The sequence below is a fragment of the Geodermatophilus sp. URMC 61 genome, from assembly GCF_052931555.1.
The window spans coordinates 2,918,004-2,936,042 of the sequence record NZ_JBRFHZ010000002.1 but is presented as its reverse complement, the minus strand read 5'-3'; the positions used below and the strand labels follow the sequence as shown (position 1 = coordinate 2,936,042).

Sequence of the window (18,039 nt, the reverse complement as noted above, 5' to 3'; positions counted from 1 at the left end):
CCGGCGCTCGGCTCAGGTGGGGTCGGGATCCCGGCTGCCCTGTCGGGGGCCCTCGCTGAGGCCGACGTCGCTGACGCCGGCGTAGGGCTCGTGCCGCTTGCCGGAGTGCTTCTCCTCCTCGAGCCGGTCGAGCAGGTGCGGGTAGTGGGCCTCGAATGCCGGCCGCTCGGAGCGGATCTTCGGGATCTCGGTGAAGTTGTGCCGCGGCGGCGGGGACGACGTCGCCCACTCCAGCGAGTTCCCGTGGCCCCAGGGGTCGTCCCGCAGCGCCAGGGGGCCGTAGCGCCACGAGTGCACCACGTTGTACAGGAACGGGAGGACGGAGGCGCCGAGCACGAAGCTGAAGATCGTGGAGACGGTGTTCAGTGTGGTGAACCCGTCGGTGGGCAGGTAGTTGACGTACCGGCGCGGGTAGCCCTCGCCGCCCAGCCAGTGCTGCACCAGGAACGTGCCGTGGAACCCGATGAACACCATCCAGAACTGCAGCTTGCCCAGCCGCTCGTCCATCATCCGGCCGCACATCTTCGGGAACCAGAAGTACATCCCGCCGTAGGCGGCGAACACGACGGTCCCGAAGACCACGTAGTGGAAGTGGGCCACGACGAAGTAGCTGTCGTTGACGTGCCAGTCCAGCGGCGGGCTGGCCAGCAGGACGCCGGTCAGGCCACCGAGCAGGAAGGTGACCAGGAAGCCGACGGAGAACAGCATCGGCGTCTCGAAGGTCAGCTGACCGCGCCACATGGTGCCGATCCAGTTGAAGAACTTGATGCCGGTCGGCACGGCGATCAGGTAGGTCAGGAACGCGAAGAACGGCAGCAGCACCGCGCCGGTGGCGTACATGTGGTGTGCCCACACGGTGATCGAGAGGAAGCCGATCGCGATGGTCGCGAAGACCATGCCCTTGTAGCCGAATAGCGGCTTGCGGCTGAACACCGGGATGATCTCGGTGATGATCCCGAAGAACGGCAGCGCGATGATGTAAACCTCGGGGTGGCCGAAGAACCAGAACAGGTGCTGCCACAGCATGGGCCCACCCATCTCCTCCGAGTACACCAGCGCACCCACCTGCCGCTCGGCGAGCAGGGCGAACAGGGCGGCGGTGAGGATCGGGAAGGCGAAGAGCACCAGCAGGCTGGTGACCAGCGTGTTCCAGGTGAAGATCGGCATCCGGAACAGCGTCATGCCCGGTGCCCGCAGGCAGATGATCGTGGTGATGAAGTTGACCCCCCCGAGGATGGTGCCCAGGCCGCTGACCGCGAGGCCGGCGATCCACAGGCCACCGCCCAACCCGGGGGAGTGCTGGACGGTGGACAGCGGCGTGTAGGCGTACCAACCGAAGTCCGCCGCGCCGCCCGGGGTGATGAAGCCGGCCACGGCCATCGTGCTGCCGAAGAGGAACAGCCAGTACGACAGGCTGTTGAGCCGCGGGAAGGCGACGTCGGGCGAGCCGATCTGCAGCGGCATGATGAGGTTGCCGAAGGCGAAGAACAGCGGTGTGGCGAAGAACAGCAGCATGATCGTGCCGTGCATGGTGAACAGCTGGTTGTACTGCTCCGGCGAGAGGAACTGCAGTCCCGGCCGGGCGATCTCACCGCGGATCAGCATGGCCATCACGCCGCCGACCACGAACCAGAGGAATGACGTGGCCAGGTACAGCAGGCCGATGGTCTTGTGGTCGGTGGTCCGCAGCAGGCTCGACAGCCGCGAGCCCTTCGTCGTCTCGGGGGCCGGGGCCGGCCGGCTGACGATGGGCTGAGGGGCGAGTGCGGTCATCGGGCGCTCCCAAGGGACCGGCCGCGCTCCACCGGCTCGGGAGCGTCAGGTCCATGGTGGACCCGACGATGCAGGTCAGGGAAGCCGAACAGCAGTCGGTGCGGTCAGCTGGTGGTGCGCGCGCGCCGACCAGGCGGTCACGTCGACGGCCACGCCGTCCGGGGCCTCGTCGTCGACCACCAGCCAGCTGCCCTCCCGGCTCAGCTCGGAGGACAACCACGCCCGGATCTGCAGGTCGAAGGCCTGCTGGGGCGAGGCGGCCGCGGAGCTCACCGGGCCGAGGAAGGTCAGGTCGGTCTCCCCGCCCGCGGCGAAGCGCAGCACCACCCGGCAGCGCGAGCGCCGGTGACGAGCCGGAGGCACCACCTCCCGCACGACGGCGGAGTCGGCGCCGGCCGCGGCGGCCAGAGAGGGGGCGGAGGCGCGCAGCCGGGTCACGAACTCCTGGGCGGCGTCCAGGGGCACCGCCGGACGGCGCACCGGCACCGGGAGCGGGGGCACGGCAGGGCGGAGGGCGGTGTCCACGTCGCAGTTCTCGGCAGCCCCGCCGCCGGTCGGAACCGCCGGGTGGGACCCGTCGGCCCCATCCGGCAGCCGCTGTCACCGCACTGCAGGAAGGACGCCGCCGCCACCGCCCATCTGCACGTCGGCGGGCAGCTCGGTCGGCGTCGTGGCCGCCGCCTTGTCGCTGCGCCGCGTGCGCCGTTCCACGTACCGCGCCAGCCACGACAGCAGCAGGTTGATCACGATGTAGATCACCGCCGCGGCGACGTAGAGCTGGAACGTGTACTCGTTGCCGAACTGCAGCGTGAAGAACTCGACGAGGCTCCGCGCCCCGCGCAGCAGCTCCGGGAAGCTGATGATGAAGCCCAGCGAGGTGTCCTTGAGCAGCACCACGAGCTGGGCGATGAGCACCGGGAGCATGCGCCGTGTGGCCTGCGGGAGGAGCACCAGCGTCATGACCTGCGTCTTGCGCATGCCCAGGCCGTAGGCGGCCTCGCGCTGGCCGCGGTCCACCGACAGGATGCCGGCGCGGAAGATCTCGGCGAGCACCGCGGAGTTGTAGAGGACCAGGCCGCCGACGAGTGCCCAGAACGCGCTGAGGCGGATCCCGAACTTCGGGAGCAGGAAGTAGAGCGCGAAGATCAGGACCAGCAGGGGCACCGCGCGGAAGAACTCGATCAGCGTCGTCACGAGCAGCCGGACCCAGCGGTGCTCCGAGAGCCGGCCCACCGCGAGCAGCAGACCCAGCACGGTGGCGAGCACCATGCCGACGATCGCCACCTGGAGCGTGCGCAGCAGGGCCTGGCCGAGCGCCTGCGGCACCTGGCTGGCCGGGTCGAACAGGACGGCCCAGCGCTGTGCCTCCAGTTGACCGTTGGCGGCCAGGCGGACGAGCACGAAGGCGAGGATCGCCACGACGACGAGGACGCCGACCGCCGTGCCGATGCGGATGCGCTGGCGGGCCTTGGGGCCGGGCAGGTCGAACAGGACGGGTGTCGTCATCGCAGGATCGCCACCCGGCGCTCGATCCGGTTGACCGCCAGGGCGGAGGGCAGGGTGATGACCATGTAGCCCACGACCACGCCGATGAGCACGAGGGTCAGGTCACCGGCGTCGGCGTTGACCAGCCGGGGCAGCAGGGAGCTCAGCTCGCTGACCGAGAACCCCGCGGCGATGGAGGTGTTCTTCACCATCGCGATCAGCACGTTGCCCAGGGGCGGGACGACGGTCCGGAACGCCTGCGGGAGGACGACCTCGCGGAGGGACTGCCCGAACGTCAGCCCGAGCGCCCGCGCGGCCTCGGCCTGGCCGGCCGACACCGCGTTGATCCCCGAGCGCAGCGCCTCGCAGACGAACGCGGCGGTGTAGAGACCGACCGACAGGACGGCTCCCGGGAAGAAGCCGATGACGAAGTCGATCTGCGGCAGCCCGAAGATGATGAAGAAGAAGACCACCGTGAGCGGCGTGTTGCGGAAGGTCTCGACGTAGAAGGTGGCCAGCCCGCGCAGCGGGGGGATGGGGCTGACTCGCATGGCGGCGAGGAGCGTGCCGAGCGCCAGCGCCAGCAGGCCCGCCAGCAGCGACAGACCGAGGGTGGTCAGGAACGCATCGAGGAACAGGTCGGCGTTCTCGCGTACGAAGTCCACAACGCCTCCTCTCCGGGTCGGGACGGCGAAGCGCCGCCGGGCGGGAGGTCCCGCCCGGCGGCGTCAGGGATCCGCTCGGTCAGTAGCGGTCGATCGTCGGGGGCTCGGGAGCCGGCTCGCCGGTGATGGCGCCCGCGGTGCGGTCCCAGGCCGCGGCCCAGCTGCCGTCCTCGAAGGACTGCTCGAGGGTGTCGTTGATGAAGCCGCGGAAGTCGTCGTCGCCCTTCTTCAGGCCGATGCCGTAGGGCTCCTCGGTGAAGGGGTTGCCCACCAGCTCGAACGCGCCCTGGCCGCCCTGCACGAGGCCGGTGAGGATGACGTTGTCGGTGGTCACCGCGTCGACCTGGCCGTTGCGCAGCGCATCGGCGCACTTGGAGTACACGTCGAAGAGCGTCAGCTGCGCCTCCGGGTAGTTGTCCCGGATGTTCTGCGCCGGGGTCGAGCCCTCGACCGAGCAGACCCGCTTGCCGGCGAGGTCGTCGGGACCCTCGATGCCCAGCGGGTTGCCGGTGGCGACCATGATGTCCTGGCCGGCCACGTAGTAGGGCCCCGCGAAGTCGATGAGCTGCTTGCGGGCGTCGTTGATCGTGTAGGTGGCCACGACGATGTCGACGTCGCCGTTCTGGATGAACGACTCCCGGTTGGCCGACACCGTCTCCTTCCACTGGATGTCCTCAGGGGCGATGCCCAGCCCGCCGGCGACGATCTTGGCGACCTCGACGTCGAAGCCCTCGGGCACGCCCTGCGGGTTGGCCAGGCCGAAGCCGGGCTGGTCGAACTTGGTGCCGATGGTCATGGTCCCGGCCTCGGCGAGCCGGGCCATCGTGCTCCCGGCGGGGAACTCGACGTCCTGGGCGACCTCGGGGGCGTTCGAGGTCGCCTCCTCGGCCTGCTGGCCGGCCTCGCTGGAACAGCCGGCGAGCACGAGGCCGAGGGCCCCCAGGGTGGCGGCGTAGCGGGTGATGCGCATGTGCGTTTCCTCTCTACCGGGCTCAGTGGGTGAGGATCTTCGCGAGGAAGTCCCTGGCCCGGTCCGACTGCGGGTTGGTGAAGAAGGTCTCGGGGGTGGCGGACTCGACGATCCGGCCGCCGTCCATGAACACGACCCGGTTGGCCGCCCGGCGGGCGAAGCCCATCTCGTGGGTGACGACGACCATCGTCATCCCGTCGCGGGCCAGCGAGGTCATGACGTCGAGGACCTCGTTGATCATCTCGGGGTCGAGCGCGGAGGTCGGCTCGTCGAAGAGCATGACCTTCGGGTCCATCGCCAGCGCCCGTGCGATCGCCACGCGCTGCTGCTGACCTCCGGACAGCTGGGCCGGGTACTTGTCGGCCTGGCTGCCGACGCCGACCCGGTCGAGCAGCTCGCGGGCGCGCCGCTCGGCGTCCGCTCTCGGCTGCTTGCGGACCTTGACCGGGCCGAGGGTGACGTTCTCCAGCACGGTCTTGTGCGCGAAGAGGTTGAAGCTCTGGAAGACCATCCCGACGTCGGCGCGCAGCCGGGCCAGCTGCTTGCCCTCCTCGGGCAGCCGCTGGCCGTCGATGCTGATCTCGCCGGAGTCGATGGGCTCGAGCCGGTTGATCGTCCGGCACAGGGTCGACTTGCCGGAGCCGGACGGACCGATGACGACGACCACCTCGCCGCGGTCGATCGACAGGTCGATGTCCTGCAGGACGTGCAGTTGGCCGAACCACTTGTCGACCCCGGACAGGCGGACGAGAGGCTCTCCGGCGGTACGGCTGGTCACCCGGGAGACCCTAGAGGCGGCCGACGACGACGGACGCACCCGCTGATCACGAAGCCGTAACGAAGCCGCAGGGGGCGGAGCCCGGCAGGAGGACGCCGCACCCGCCGTACCCTCGACGCGTCATGACCAGCGAGCTGAGCCACGCCGACCCGCCCGCCCCCGGGCGGACCTACCGGGTCCGCACCTACGGCTGCCAGATGAACGTGCACGACTCCGAGCGCCTCTCGGGGCTGCTGGAGGCCGCCGGCTACACGGCCGCTCCCGAGGGGACCGACGCCGACGTCGTCGTCCTCAACACCTGCGCGGTGCGGGAGAACGCCGACAACCGGCTCTACGGCAACCTCGGCCACCTCCGCCCGGTCAAGGACGCCCACCCCGGCATGCAGATCGCGGTCGGGGGTTGCCTGGCGCAGAAGGACCGCGGCGAGATCGTGCGGCGCGCGCCGTGGGTGGACGTCGTCTTCGGCACGCACAACGTCGGCTCGCTGCCGGCGCTGCTGGAGCGCGCGCGGCACAACGCCGAGGCGCAGGTCGAGATCGCCGAGGCCCTCGAGGTCTTCCCGTCGACGCTGCCGGCCAAGCGGGACTCCGCCTACTCCGGCTGGGTGTCGATCAGCGTCGGGTGCAACAACACGTGCACGTTCTGCATCGTCCCGGCGCTGCGCGGCCGGGAGAAGGACCGCCGTCCCGGCGAGATCCTGGCCGAGGTGCAGGCGCTCGTCGACCAGGGCGTGCTCGAGGTGACCCTGCTCGGTCAGAACGTCAACGCGTACGGGGTGGAGTTCCGGGACCGAGGTGCCTTCGCCGACCTGCTGCGCGCCACCGGCCGGATCGAGGGCCTGGAGCGGGTGCGGTTCACCAGCCCGCACCCGCGGGAGTTCACCGACGACGTGATCGACGCGATGGCCGAGACGCCGGCGGTCTGCCACCAGCTGCACATGCCGCTGCAGAGCGGGTCGGACGACGTGCTGCGCCGCATGCGCCGCGGCTACCGGCAGGAGCGCTACCTCGGGATCATCGACCGGGTGCGCGCCGCCATGCCCGACGCGGCGATCACCACCGACATCATCGTCGGCTTCCCCGGCGAGACCGAGGCCGACTTCGAGCAGACCCTCGAGGTGGTCCGCCGGGCACGCCTCGCCAGCGCCTTCACCTTCCAGTACTCCAAGCGCCCGGGGACGCCGGCCGCCGAGATGGCCGAGCAGCTGCCCAAGGAGGTCGTCCAGGAGCGCTACCTCCGGCTGACCGCGTTGCAGGACGAGATCAGCTGGGCGGAGAACCGCGCCCAGGTGGGGCGGACCGTCGAGCTGCTGGTCGCTTCGGGGGAGGGCAGCAAGGACGCCCGCACCGGCCGACTGTCCGGCCGCGCCCGCGACGGCCGGCTGGTGCACTTCACGGCGGCGGACGGCGGCGGGCCGGTCCACGTGCGTCCTGGCGACGTGGTCGACACCGTGGTGACCCAGGCCGCGCCCCACCACCTGGTCGCCGACGGGCCGCTGCTGTCGCACCGTCGCACCCGTGCCGGCGACGCGCACGAGGCGGGCACCCGCCCGAGCACCCCGGGCGTGCTGCTCGGGATGCCGAAGGTGGGCGTCCCGGCCCCGCTGGCCCCCGCCGGAGGCTGCTAAGCCCGCCGCGGCCCCTCCAGGGCACCGCCCCGAGCTTGCGAGGGGTGGGCAGGAGGGGGTCCTTTCAGCGGCGGGAGGCCGACCTCTCCGCCTCGGCCAGCCACTCCCGACGGGTGGCCAGGTCGGCGCGGGCCTGTTCGATGCGCTTGGCGTCGCCGGCGGCCTCGGCCTTGGCCAGCTGCTCCTCGGCCTTGGTCACCGCCTGCCGCATCGAGGCGACCATCGGGTTCTCCGGTGCCACCCGCGAGCGGGAGGAGTCCACGGCGCCGCGGATGCGCTGCTCGACGGCCTGCATCCGGTCCTCCAGCTGGCGCATCGCGCCGCGCGGCACGTGGCCGATGGCGTCGTAGCGCTCCTGCAGCTTGCGCAGGACGTTCTGCGCGTTGCGCAGGTCGGTGGACGGGTCGAGCTTCTCGGCCTCGGCGAGGATCTCCTCCTTGGCCTGCTGGTTGGCCAGCTGCTCGGCGTTGCGGGCCTTGTCCGACTCGGCGCGGGCGGTGAAGAAGACGTCCTGCGCGGCGCGGAACTGCTTCCACAGGTCGTCGTCGCCGTCGCGGCCGGTGCGCGGGACGGCCTTCCAGCGGTCCATCAGGCTGCGCATCGCGGCACTCGTCGCACCCCAGTCGGTGGACGTCGAGAGCCGCTGCGCCTCCGCGATCAGCTCCTGCTTGGCCGCACGGGCCTCACCGCGCTGCGCGTCGAGGGCGGCGAAGTGCGCCCCCCGGCGGCGCCCGAAGGCGTCACGGGCGGCGGCGAACCGGCTCCACAGCGCCTCGTCGGTCTTGCGGTCGATGCCGCGGATGGTCTTCCACTCCTCGACGATGGCCTTGAGCCGGTCACCGGCGGCCTTCCACGAGGTGGACTCCGCGGCGATCTGCTCGGCCTCGGCGGCCAGCGCCTCCTTGCGGGCGATCTGCGCGGCCCGGGCGGCGGCCTTCTCCGCCCGGGACTCGGCGGCCGCGGAGTCGGCGGTCTCCACCATGGCGCGGGCGCGGGCGGCCAGCCCGTCGAGGTCCCCGACGGCGGCGGCGGTGGGGATCGACTCGGCCAGCGCCAGCGCCTTGGTCTTGATCTCGCCGGGGTTGCCGGTGTGCGCCCGCAGCCGCGCCTCGAGCAGCGACACCTCCGTGGCGAGGTCGTCGTAGCGGCGGGCGTAGTGGGCCAGCCCCGCCGCGGGGTCGCCGGCCTGCCACGAGCCGACGGCGCGCTCGCCCTCGGCGGTGCGGACGTAGACCGTCCCGTCCTCGTCCACGCGACCCCACTGCGCGGGGTCGGACGCGGCGGCGGCCGCGGGCGGCGGGGGGACGGCGGGCTGTGCTGGGGGGGTCTCGGCGGCAGGGGCCTCCGGTGCGGCGGACTCCGCGGCCGGGTCGGCGAGAGCGGCGTCGCCAGGCGTGGGCGCCGCCGTCGTCCCCGCCTCGGGGGTGACCGCCTCGGATCCGGCCGTCGACGACTCGGGCAGCTGCTGCGCGGGGGTTCCGGCGTTCTCCGTGCTCGACACGTCCCGGAGTGTCCCACGACGCATCCGGGACACTGCTCCGGTGAGCTCAGTCCCGGCCGCACGGTCGCACGCGGCACCGCAGGCCGTCGCCTTCTGCCCGTGCCCGCCGCTGCTGGTGCCCGCCGTGGCCGGGCGGGCCGCGGCGGACACCGCCGTCCTGCGGGCGGCCTGCGCGGCCGCGGTGGATACGGCGCTGGCCACGCGCCCGGAGGTCGTCGTGGTCGTCGGCGGCGAGGACGGCTGCGGGCGCTTCGGCGCCGGCGACGGCGGGGACCTGCGCGGCTACGGCGTCGACCTCGACGTCCCCTTCGCCGGCCGGGCGCGCCCGGGCGGTCGCCGCACCCCGCTGGCGCACACGATCGGCGCCTGGCTGCTGCACGAGGCCGGGTACGCCGGCCACCGCCTCGGCGTCGGACCGGCCGACCTCGCCGACGTCCTCGGGGACCTGCCCGGGCCGGTCGCCGTCCTGGCGGTGGGGGACGGCTCGGCGCGGCGCTCGCTCAAGGCGCCCGGCCACCTCGACCCGACGGCGCAGCCGTTCGACGACGCCGTCGCCGCCGCACTGGCCGCCGGGGACCCGGACACCCTGGCCGTGCTCGATCCCGCTGAGGGCGCCCGGCTGCTCGCCGCCGGCGTGCCGACCTGGCGGGCGGTCGGCGCCGCGCTGGCCGGCCGCGAGGTGAGCGGCCGGCTGCACGCGCACGAGGCGCCCTTCGGCGTCGCCTACCTGGTGGCCGACTGGAGCGTGCGGTGACCACTCTCCCGCCGGTGGTCGCGCTGGTGGGCCCCACCGCCACCGGCAAGACCGCCCTCGGGGTCGCGCTGGCGCACCGGCTGGGCGGCGAGGTGGTCAACGCCGACTCGATGCAGCTCTACCGCGGCATGGACATCGGCACCGCCAAGCCCGACGCCGCCGAGCGCGACGGCGTGCCGCACCACCTGCTCGACCTGTGGCACGTGCGGCAGGCGGCGTCGGTGGCCGAGTACCGGCGGCTGGCCCGCGCCGAGGTGGACCGGCTGCGGGCGGCCGGGGCGGTGCCGCTGCTGGTGGGCGGCTCCGGGCTCTACGTGCGCGCCGTCCTCGACGAGCTGGACTTCCCCGGCACCGATCCCGCGGTCCGGGCCCGGCTCGAAGCGGAGCTGGCCGAGGCCGGCCCGGCGGCGCTGCACGCCCGCCTCGCGGCGGTCGACACCCACGCCGCCGCGGCGGTGCTGCCCAGCAACGGACGGCGGATCGTACGGGCGCTCGAGGTCGTCGAGATCACCGGCGGGCCGTTCCGCGCGACGCTGCCCGAGCCGCGGCCGCACTACCCGGCGGTCGTCGTCGGACTGGACCGCGAGCCGGCCGAGCTCGACGAGCGGATCGCGCTGAGGGTCGACCGGATGTGGGCGGCCGGCTTCGTCGCGGAGGTGGAGGCGCTGGCCGCCGACGGGCTGCGCGAGGGGCCGACGGCGTCCCGGGCGCTGGGCTACGCCCAGGTGCTGGCCCAGCTCGACGGCGTCCTCACCCCCGACGAGGCCCGCGTGCGCACGGTCTCGACCACCCGCCGCTTCGTGCGCCGGCAGCGCTCGTGGTTCCGACGCGACCCGGCGACCAGCTGGCTCGACGCCGCCCGGCCCGACCTGGTGGAGGCCGCCCTCGGGGTGATCACCGCTCGTACTCTGGGCCGGTGAGTGCGCACCGGGTGTTGATCGGCCACGGCACGGAGAACGACTTCGTCGTCCTGCCCGACCCCGACGGCACCGGCTGGCCGGAGGACCGGCTGGACGCGGCGATGGTGCGGCGGCTGTGCGAGCGCCGCGCCGGTCTCGGAGGGGACGGCGTGCTGCGCGTCGTGCGCAGCGTGCACGTGCCCGACGCCCCTGCCGTCCTCGGCGAGGCGCTCGGGCGGTGCGAGTGGTTCATGGACCACCGCAACGCCGACGGCTCCACCGCGGAGATGTGCGGCAACGGCATCCGGCTGTTCCTGCACGTGCTCGTCACCGAGGGCCTGGTCGAGCGGGACGTCTGCGCCGACGGCATCTGGGTCGGCACCCGTGGCGGCCCGCGCCGGGTGGGGGCCGCGGCCGACGGCGGCTACTGGGTGGACATGGGGCCGGCCCGGCCGTTCGGCGTCGGCACCGCCGAGCTCGGGGGCGTGGTGTTCCCCGGCCGCGCGGTCTCGATGGGCAACCCGCACCTGGCCTGCCTCACCGACGTCGACGTCGACACCCTCGACCTCACGACGGCGCCGGCGGTCGACGCGCAGCTGTTCCCGGACGGCGTGAACGTCGAGTTCGTCACCGTCGTCGAGGCGGGCCGGCACGTGCGGCTGCGGGTGTCCGAGCGGGGCGTGGGGGAGACCCGCTCGTGCGGCACGGGCGCCTGCGCCGCGGCCTGGGCGGCCCTGGAGGCTGCCGGCGCGGCGACCGGCACGGTCACCGTCGACGTCCCCGGCGGCCGGCTGGGCGTGACCGTCGACGAGCGGACGACGGTGCTGTCCGGCCCCGCAGTCGTGGTGGCGACCGGCGAGCTCACCCGCGAGTGGCTCGGGGGCTGACCCGCCCTCGGCCCGTCCGGAGGCTCGCCGCGGCCCCGTCCCGGGCACCGCCGGCCCCCTGGTGGGTCCCGCCGGCCCCGTCCGGCGGCGCTCCTGCAGGGTCCCGCCGCGAGCCTGCGAGTGGCGGGCGGCAGGGGTCCTTCCACGGGGAGGACGGGGCCCTCGCTCAGCTCTTCGGCGTCTCGGTGCCCTCGGGGCTGTCGGGCATCATCGACTCGCCGGCCGTCCCCGGACTGCCGGAGGGCCGCCCGCGACCGCTGTCCTGGTCGGGCCCCCCGCCGAGCGGGTTGCGCGGCGGGTTGAGGCCCTTGGGGTCACGGCCCGGATCGTCGAGCTCCTCGTTCGTCCCAGCGGCGCTGCTGCCCGTCTCGCTCATGTCGAGCCTCCTCGGAGTGTCGGTCGTCGCCCCCCCGCCGTACCCGGTGGGAACCCGGACACGCGTGCCGGGATGGTCCGCCGCGGCCGCGGTGTTGTTCCGGTCGATGACAACTCACGTGCCCCAGGTGCTGGGGTCTGCCACGCTGGAGACGATGACGACAGCACAGGACCGCGCCGTGTTCGCCCAGACCGAGGAGCGCGCCCTGCGGGCCGCGCCCGCGCCCGCCGAGGAGGCAGCCCGTCCCGACGCGGGATGGGACGAGCCGGACGACACGACCGGCTCCTACGCGCTCGAGGCCCGCGGTGCGCTGCGCCGCGTCGCCGGCCTGTCCACCGAGCTCGCGGACATCACCGAGGTCGAGTACCGCCGGCTGCGCCTCGAGCGCGTCGTGCTGGTCGGGGTCTGGACCGAGGGCACCCAGGCCGACGCCGACCGCTCGCTGGCCGAGCTGGCCGCGCTGGCCGAGACCGCGGGCTCGCAGGTCCTGGAGGCGGTGAGCCAGCGGCGCGACAAGCCCGACGCCGGCACCTACGTTGGGTCGGGCAAGGCCACCGAGATCCGTGACATCGTCGCGGCCGCCGGCGCCGACACCGTGATCTGCGACGGTGAGCTGACCCCGGGCCAGCTCAACGCGCTGGAGAAGATCCTCAAGGTCAAGGTCGTCGACCGGACCGCGCTGATCCTCGACATCTTCGCCCAGCACGCCTCCAGCCGGGAGGGCAAGGCGCAGGTCGAGCTGGCCCAGATGCAGTACATGCTGCCGCGGCTGCGCGGCTGGGGTGAGTCGCTGTCCCGGCAGGCCGGTGGCCGCGTCGCCGGCGGTGGCGGTATCGGTACCCGCGGCCCCGGTGAGACCAAGATCGAGACCGACCGGCGGCGGATCCGCGCGCGGGTCAGCAAACTGCGCCGGGAGATCGCCGGCATGGCGACCGCCCGGGCGACCCAGCGCTCGGCCCGCGGGCGCAACGCCGTGCCGAGCGTGGCGATCGCCGGGTACACCAACGCCGGCAAGTCCAGCCTGCTCAACCGGCTGACCGGTGCCGGCGTGCTGGTGGAGAACGCGCTGTTCGCCACCCTGGACCCGACGGTGCGCCGGGCACAGGGCCCCGACGGCCGCGAGTACACGCTCACCGACACCGTCGGCTTCGTGCGGCACCTGCCGCACCAGCTGGTCGACGCGTTCCGCTCGACGCTGGAGGAGGTGGCCGCCGCCGACCTGCTCCTGCACGTCGTCGACGGCTCCGACCCCGACCCCCTGGGGCAGATCGAGGCGGTGCGCGTGGTGCTCGGTGAGATCGACGCCGCGGCCGTTCCGGAGCTCATCGTCGTCAACAAGGTGGACGCGATGAGCGAGGACGACGTCCTCACCCTGCGCCGGACCCTGCCCGGCGCGGTGTGGGTCTCGGCCCGCACGGGCGCCGGCATCGAGCAGCTGCGCGAGATCGTGGCCGCCCGCCTGCCGCACCCCGACGTCGAGGTCGACGTGCTGGTGCCCTACGACCGCGGCGACCTGGTCGCCCGGGTGCACCGGGACGGCGAGGTGCTCAACGAGACCCACGAGGCCGGGGGCACCCGGCTCACCGCCCGGGTGGACGGCGGCCTGGCCGCCGCACTCGAGGGGTTCGCGGCGCCGGTCGCCTGACACCTCCTCCGGCCGAGCGAGGTCACGGTCAGGTCACGGCCCGGTACCGTGGCCGGCGTGACCAGCGGCGCGGTGCGGCGGCGTCCCGGGGCCTCCCCGCCGGACGTCGCCGACGTCCGCGTCGGCCGCCCGCCGCGGTGGCTCCTGGGCGCTGCCCTGGTGGTGACCGTGGTGGTCACCGTCGACCTGCTCAGCCGCGGCGTGCTCGAGCGGATGGACCTGCGGGTCTCCGAGGTGGTCAGCGGCTGGGACCTGCAGGGCTCGGCCGCCTACTGGCCGGTGTGGGCGGTGACCCAGCTCGGTGGGCGCGGCTTCATCCTCATCGTCCTGGCCGGGCTGGTCGGCTACCTCGCGTGGCGGTTCCGCACCGTCGTCCCGCTGCTGCGGGTGCTGCTGGCGCTGGGTCTGCTCACCGTCGTCGTCTACTCGTTCAAGTTCGGGACCGGCCGGACGGCGCCGGCCTACCCCGGGTCGTTCTTCCACCGGGACGGCGCCTCCTACCCCTCCGGGCACGTCGCCAACGCCGTGCTCATGTGGGGGGTGGCCCGGTGGCAGGTGGTGCAGTACCGGCTCGCCGGGTGGGTGCAGCAGACCGCCCGGGTGCTCAGCGTCGTCGGCCCGGTGGCCACCGGCGTGGCCATGGTGTCCCTGGACTTCCACTGGGTCACCGATGCCGTGGTCGGGGCGGCGGTCGGCATCCTGCTGTTGGGCGTGGTTCACCTGCTCGACACGGTCCTGGTGTCACGCTGGGTCAGTGCCCGAGCTGGCCGGTCGTCCGCGTAGCGGGGCCAGGAGGCGACGTCTGGCGGCCGGGACCGGTCTCGCGCTGACGCTCGCCCTCGGCCCCGCCCTGCCCGCGTCCGCCGCGCCGGCCGACCCGGCCACACCCGCGACGCGCTGCCAGCTCACCGACCCCCGGCTGCCCGAGGTCTCGGGGTTGGTCGAGGTGGGCGACCGGATGCTGGTGCACAACGACGGCGGCGACTCGCTCGACGTCTACGTGCTCGACGGGACCTGTGCGGTGGTCACCGTGCACTCCGCGGCGGTGGACCCCTATGACCCCGAGGACATGGCGCTGGCCGTCGACGGGACCGTCTGGCTCGCCGACACCGGCGACAACACCAGCACCCGGCCGACGGTCGCCCTGCTGGCCCTGCACGCCGACGGCAGCAGCTCGGTCTACCGGCTGGCGTACCCCGAGGGCCCGCGGGACGTCGAGGCGTTGCTGCTGGCCCCCGACGGGACGCCGTACCTGGTGACCAAGGAGGTGCTGGGCGCCAGCGAGGTGTTCCGCCCGGTGTCGGCGCTCGTCGAGGAAGGCACCGTCGGCCTCACCGAGGTCGGTGGGGTGGAGTTCGTGCTGACCGGGACGCCGGGCGGCCCGGTCGGCCGCGCCGGTCAGCTCATGGTCACCGGCGGCGCCGTCTCGCCCGACGAGCGCTGGATCGCGCTGCGCACCTACACCGACGCCTACGTCTGGCAGCTGACCGGCTCGGACGTGGCCGGTGCGCTGGCGGGGGAGCCGCGCCGGGTCGCCCTGCCCGAGGCGGCCCAGGGCGAGGCGATCAGCTTCACCGGGGACTCCTCGGCGCTCGTCGTCGCGGGGGAGGGACTCCCCAGCGACGTCACGGTGGTGCCGCTGCCGGCCCCGGCGGCGCGCTCGTCGGAGGCGGCGCCCGCGGAGGGCACGGTCGCCGGCCTGCTGTCCGGCGACGGCGGACCACCTCCGGTGGCGGCGGCGGTCGCTGCCGCCGTCGTGGCCGGCGTGCTCGTCTGGCTCGGGGGCAAGCTCGTGCGCCGGCGCGACTGAGACCTCGCTCCGTGCTCGGGCGCTCCGCCCGCGCCCGCGTGCCCGCCGGTCGGCGCCCGACGGGCACGGTGGTACGCCCGGCCGCCGGCGCGGTGGTCGCGGCGCCGGCGGGACGGGGTCAGACCCGGCGGAGCACCGTGACGACGCGGCCGAGCACGGTGGCGTCGTCGCCGGGGATGGGCTCGTACGCGGGGTTGTGCGGCAGCAGCCACACGTGCCCGTCGCGCCGCTTGTAGGTCTTCACCGTCGCCTCGCCGTCGATCATGGCAGCGACGATCTCGCCGTTCTCCGCGGTCGGCTGCTGGCGCACGACGACCCAGTCACCGTCGCAGATGGCCGCCTCGACCATCGAGTCACCGGTGACCTTGAGCATGAAGAGCGTGCCCTCGCCGACCAGTTCGCGGGGGAGTGGGAAGACGTCCTCGACCGCCTGCTCCGCCAGCACGGGCCCACCGGCGGCGATCCGGCCGACGAGCGGGACGTAGGTGGGGGCGGGCGTGTCCTCGGCAGCGGCGGGGGCCACGACCGTGGGCGCGGGCGCGCCGGGGGTGTCGCCGGGCAGGCGGACGTCGAGGGCCCGCGGGCGGTTGGGGTCGCGGCGCAGCCAGCCCTTCTTCTGCAGCACGCTGAGCTGGTGGGCCACCGACGAGGCCGACGACAGCCCCACGGCCTCGCCGATCTCCCGCACCGAGGGCGGGTAGCCGCGCCGCTCGATCGAGTCGCGGATCACCTCGAGGACCCGCCGCTGTCGCTGGGTGAGCCCGTCGCCGCTCTCCCCCCGGTCGGGGAAGGGGCGCACCGAGGCCGTCTCGGCCACCTGCGGTGCTGCGGTCCGGCTCCCGGACGCGCGCCGCGACGAGCCGCCTCCGCCCCGGACACCGCTGCCCGACGTCCCGCTCGTGCCCGCCACGTCTCCTCCTCGCCGGCCGTGTCGCCACGGCCCTGTCGTCCTGCGCCCGCCCGGGGAGCCGGTCCGGGCCGGCTCCGCCAGCTCGGAGCGCTGTCGGCCCCGGCCCCGCCGGCGACCTCGCGGCGACGGCGGACGGGTGCTGCTCCGGACCGTAGCGCTTCGGCGTCGTTACTTCAAACGTGTGTTCGAAGCGCGCGTGTGCGGTGTCGGGTCGACCACGTCACCGGGATGCGGTAGACACCGCACAGACGTTCGATCGAACGTGCGTTCGATCGGTGTCCGGTCGACGGAGAGGAGAGGTCATGGCGAGCGTGCGGCAGGCCGTGCTGGAGTTCGACGCGGCGGTCCAGGTCCCCTGGCGGCCGTTGCTCGGGGCGCTGGACGGCGGTCTCGCGGGCCGGCCGGGGGCTGTGCCCGGGCGCTCCTCGCGGACGCCTGTTGTGACGAGTCTGGCCGGCACCGGTCCTCGGGTCGCCGGTCACCTGCGGCCGGTGCCCGACCGCCCCGCGGGTCCGGAGCCGCGGCCCGCGGACCCGGCTCCTCCGGCCCGGGGTGCGGGCCGGGCTCCGGCCCGCCGGGAGTCGACCTCCTCGGGTGCCCGTCCCGCCGTGTTCCGCCCAGTGCCGGCCGGCGCGGTGCGCGGCGGTCGCGCCGTCCCCGGGCGCGCTGCCGGCCCGCGGCTGCGCCTGACCCGCCGGGGGCGCCGACTGGCGCTCGTCCTGGCCCTCGGTGGTGCCGTCGCACTCGGCTCGGTCGTCGCCCCGCTCGTGCGGGGCGCGGACGGCGGTGGGCTGCAGTTGGCCGGGGAGCGGAGTGTGGTGGTGGAGCCCGGCGACACGGTGTGGTCGATCGCCGGGGAGCTCGCCGGGGCCGACCAGGACGTGCGCACGGTGGTCGACGCCATCGAGGAGCTCAACGACCTGGAGGGTTCCGCCCTGGTCCCCGGCCAGGTCCTCGAGCTCCCCTGAGCGGCGCACGGTCACCGGTCACTCGAGGGGGCGGTCGAGGAGCGACAAGAGCCGGCGGCGATGTTCGTCAATCCGTCGAGCCGAGTCGCTGACGCTCTGTCGCTGAAAGGCGACTTACCGTCAGCTCCGTGTCAGCGATCTCAGGCAACCGGGCCGCCGTCTTCACGCAGCAGTCGCAGCGCTGCGAGGTGTTCGTCGAAGGCGCCTGGTGGCCGGGGTCGCTGCTGGGCTGGCGGCACGACGGTCAGGGTGCGTGCCAGGTGTGGGTGCGTGTGGCCGTCGCCGGCGTCGACCGTGACACCTGGACCGACCTGGCCGGGGTGCGCCTGTCGGAGACCCGCCCGGCGCAGGTGCTGGTACCGGACGGCGGGATCAACCCCTTCGTGAACCTCGGTGAGGAGCTGCTGCCGGGCGCCTCGGCCGTCCCGCTGCTGTCGCTGAGCGAGGCCGCCGCCCGTGAGCAGCGGGTGGCGGGCGTCCTCCCTGTGTCGGCTCCGCCCGCCTGCCGCCGCCGTCACGGTGGCGACGTGACCGCCGAGCAACCCGCCGTCCCCGCGGGTGTGGCTGCCGGCCGGCACCGGGTCGGGCGTCACCGGGCGGCGGACGCGTCGGAGCAGCCGGAACAGCCGGAGCAGGCTTCGGGCCCGGCGCCGGGTGACGCGACGGTGCTCATGCCACGCGCGGCCGAGGCCGACTGCCTGACCCGCCCCCTGCGGCTCGGCGACCGTGTGTCCAGCCCCCGTCTCGTGCGGCCCGGCGAGGCCGTCCGCGCCTGAGGCAGGTGCCTCTCCGCACCCCGCACGGCACCTCTGCGCCCGGCGCCGCACGCCCGGCCCGCGGTTCCTCCGAGGGGGCTCGGGTCGGTCGTTCCCCACACCCGACCGGCGTCTCGCGCGAGCGCTGCAGCGCGTTCCCCGGCGTGTCCCGGGGCGCGTGTGACGGGTGCGCGCGGGTGGTCAGGAAGTCATCTCGACGGACGACGCGCCTGGT

General features: G+C 74.1%; 18 protein-coding genes. 9 read left to right on the top strand and 9 right to left on the bottom strand.

Translation table 11 applies throughout. The features are described from left to right. Window positions 1-12: 12 nt before the first annotated feature. The 6 genes from ctaD to ACU610_RS13600 all read right to left on the bottom strand — a co-directional run bounded on the left by ctaD (window position 13) and on the right by ACU610_RS13600 (window position 5,671). Complete coding sequence (gene ctaD, locus ACU610_RS13625; protein ID WP_446768251.1) at window positions 13-1,773, bottom strand: aa3-type cytochrome oxidase subunit I; 1,761 nt, start codon at window positions 1,771-1,773, stop codon at window positions 13-15. Window positions 1,774-1,848: 75 nt separating this feature from the next. Next, entirely contained in the window at window positions 1,849-2,298 is a 450-nt protein-coding gene (locus ACU610_RS13620) for a hypothetical protein (RefSeq protein ID WP_446768250.1), read from the bottom strand. 75 nt (window positions 2,299-2,373) lie between these two features. Beyond that, complete coding sequence (locus tag ACU610_RS13615; protein ID WP_446768249.1) at window positions 2,374-3,279, bottom strand: amino acid ABC transporter permease; 906 nt, start codon at window positions 3,277-3,279, stop codon at window positions 2,374-2,376. Then, complete coding sequence (locus ACU610_RS13610; protein ID WP_446768248.1) at window positions 3,276-3,923, bottom strand: amino acid ABC transporter permease; 648 nt, start codon at window positions 3,921-3,923, stop codon at window positions 3,276-3,278. Before ACU610_RS13610 ends, ACU610_RS13615 begins: the two co-directional genes overlap by 4 nt. Window positions 3,924-4,002: 79 nt before the next feature. Beyond that, window positions 4,003-4,893: a transporter substrate-binding domain-containing protein gene (locus ACU610_RS13605; protein WP_446768247.1), complete on the bottom strand. Its 891-nt coding sequence runs from the start codon at window positions 4,891-4,893 to the stop codon at window positions 4,003-4,005. Window positions 4,894-4,915: 22 nt separating this feature from the next. After that, on the bottom strand, window positions 4,916-5,671 hold the full coding sequence (locus tag ACU610_RS13600) for an amino acid ABC transporter ATP-binding protein (RefSeq protein WP_446768246.1): 756 nt from the start codon (window positions 5,669-5,671) through the stop codon (window positions 4,916-4,918). 122 nt (window positions 5,672-5,793) lie between these two features. On the opposite strand from ACU610_RS13600, the gene miaB reads away from it, so the two are divergent. Further along, window positions 5,794-7,299 (top strand): tRNA (N6-isopentenyl adenosine(37)-C2)-methylthiotransferase MiaB, encoded by a 1,506-nt coding sequence (gene miaB / locus ACU610_RS13595; RefSeq protein WP_446768245.1) that lies wholly within the window; start codon window positions 5,794-5,796, stop codon window positions 7,297-7,299. 64 nt (window positions 7,300-7,363) lie between these two features. Here the strand turns inward: miaB and ACU610_RS13590 are convergent, their stop codons facing one another. After that, the gene (locus ACU610_RS13590) at window positions 7,364-8,800 is read right to left on the bottom strand and encodes a DUF349 domain-containing protein (RefSeq protein ID WP_446768244.1); all 1,437 of its coding nucleotides are present in this window, start codon (window positions 8,798-8,800) and stop codon (window positions 7,364-7,366) included. A gap of 40 nt (window positions 8,801-8,840) precedes the next feature. On the opposite strand from ACU610_RS13590, the gene ACU610_RS13585 reads away from it, so the two are divergent. Genes ACU610_RS13585 through dapF form a run of 3 tightly spaced genes read left to right on the top strand, consistent with a single transcriptional unit; the run spans window position 8,841 to window position 11,340 of the window. Beyond that, window positions 8,841-9,554: a hypothetical protein gene (locus tag ACU610_RS13585; protein ID WP_446768243.1), complete on the top strand. Its 714-nt coding sequence runs from the start codon at window positions 8,841-8,843 to the stop codon at window positions 9,552-9,554. After that, window positions 9,551-10,474 carry a tRNA (adenosine(37)-N6)-dimethylallyltransferase MiaA gene (miaA, locus tag ACU610_RS13580; protein WP_446768242.1) on the top strand — a complete coding sequence of 308 codons (924 nt, stop codon included), beginning with the start codon at window positions 9,551-9,553 and terminating at the stop codon, window positions 10,472-10,474. The genes ACU610_RS13585 and miaA overlap by 4 nt, the downstream gene beginning before the upstream one ends. After that, window positions 10,471-11,340, top strand: coding sequence for a diaminopimelate epimerase (gene dapF, locus ACU610_RS13575; protein ID WP_446768241.1), 870 nt, complete (start codon window positions 10,471-10,473; stop codon window positions 11,338-11,340). The genes miaA and dapF overlap by 4 nt, the downstream gene beginning before the upstream one ends. Before the next feature lie 166 nt (window positions 11,341-11,506). Here dapF and ACU610_RS13570 read toward each other — a convergent pair whose 3' ends face one another. After that, the gene (locus tag ACU610_RS13570; protein ID WP_446768240.1) at window positions 11,507-11,716 is read right to left on the bottom strand and encodes a hypothetical protein; all 210 of its coding nucleotides are present in this window, start codon (window positions 11,714-11,716) and stop codon (window positions 11,507-11,509) included. Between the two features lie 154 nt (window positions 11,717-11,870). Here ACU610_RS13570 and hflX point away from each other — a divergent pair, with 154 nt between their 5' ends. The 3 genes from hflX to ACU610_RS13555 are packed head-to-tail and all read left to right on the top strand — an operon-like array spanning window position 11,871 to window position 15,171. After that, on the top strand, window positions 11,871-13,361 hold the full coding sequence (hflX, locus tag ACU610_RS13565) for a GTPase HflX (RefSeq protein ID WP_446768239.1): 1,491 nt from the start codon (window positions 11,871-11,873) through the stop codon (window positions 13,359-13,361). 57 nt (window positions 13,362-13,418) lie between these two features. Further along, on the top strand, window positions 13,419-14,144 hold the full coding sequence (locus ACU610_RS13560; RefSeq protein WP_446768238.1) for a phosphatase PAP2 family protein: 726 nt from the start codon (window positions 13,419-13,421) through the stop codon (window positions 14,142-14,144). Beyond that, window positions 14,116-15,171, top strand: coding sequence for a hypothetical protein (locus tag ACU610_RS13555; protein ID WP_446768237.1), 1,056 nt, complete (start codon window positions 14,116-14,118; stop codon window positions 15,169-15,171). The genes ACU610_RS13560 and ACU610_RS13555 overlap by 29 nt, the downstream gene beginning before the upstream one ends. 118 nt (window positions 15,172-15,289) lie before the next feature. Here ACU610_RS13555 and lexA read toward each other — a convergent pair whose 3' ends face one another. Further along, window positions 15,290-15,988 carry a transcriptional repressor LexA gene (gene lexA / locus ACU610_RS13550; RefSeq protein ID WP_446768236.1) on the bottom strand — a complete coding sequence of 233 codons (699 nt, stop codon included), beginning with the start codon at window positions 15,986-15,988 and terminating at the stop codon, window positions 15,290-15,292. A 395-nt stretch (window positions 15,989-16,383) separates the two neighbouring features. Here lexA and ACU610_RS13545 point away from each other — a divergent pair, with 395 nt between their 5' ends. Next, on the top strand, window positions 16,384-17,049 hold the full coding sequence (locus tag ACU610_RS13545) for a LysM peptidoglycan-binding domain-containing protein (RefSeq protein ID WP_446768235.1): 666 nt from the start codon (window positions 16,384-16,386) through the stop codon (window positions 17,047-17,049). A 128-nt stretch (window positions 17,050-17,177) separates the two neighbouring features. Further along, on the top strand, window positions 17,178-17,825 hold the full coding sequence (locus ACU610_RS13540; protein WP_446768234.1) for a hypothetical protein: 648 nt from the start codon (window positions 17,178-17,180) through the stop codon (window positions 17,823-17,825). Window positions 17,826-18,039: the final 214 nt, after the last annotated feature.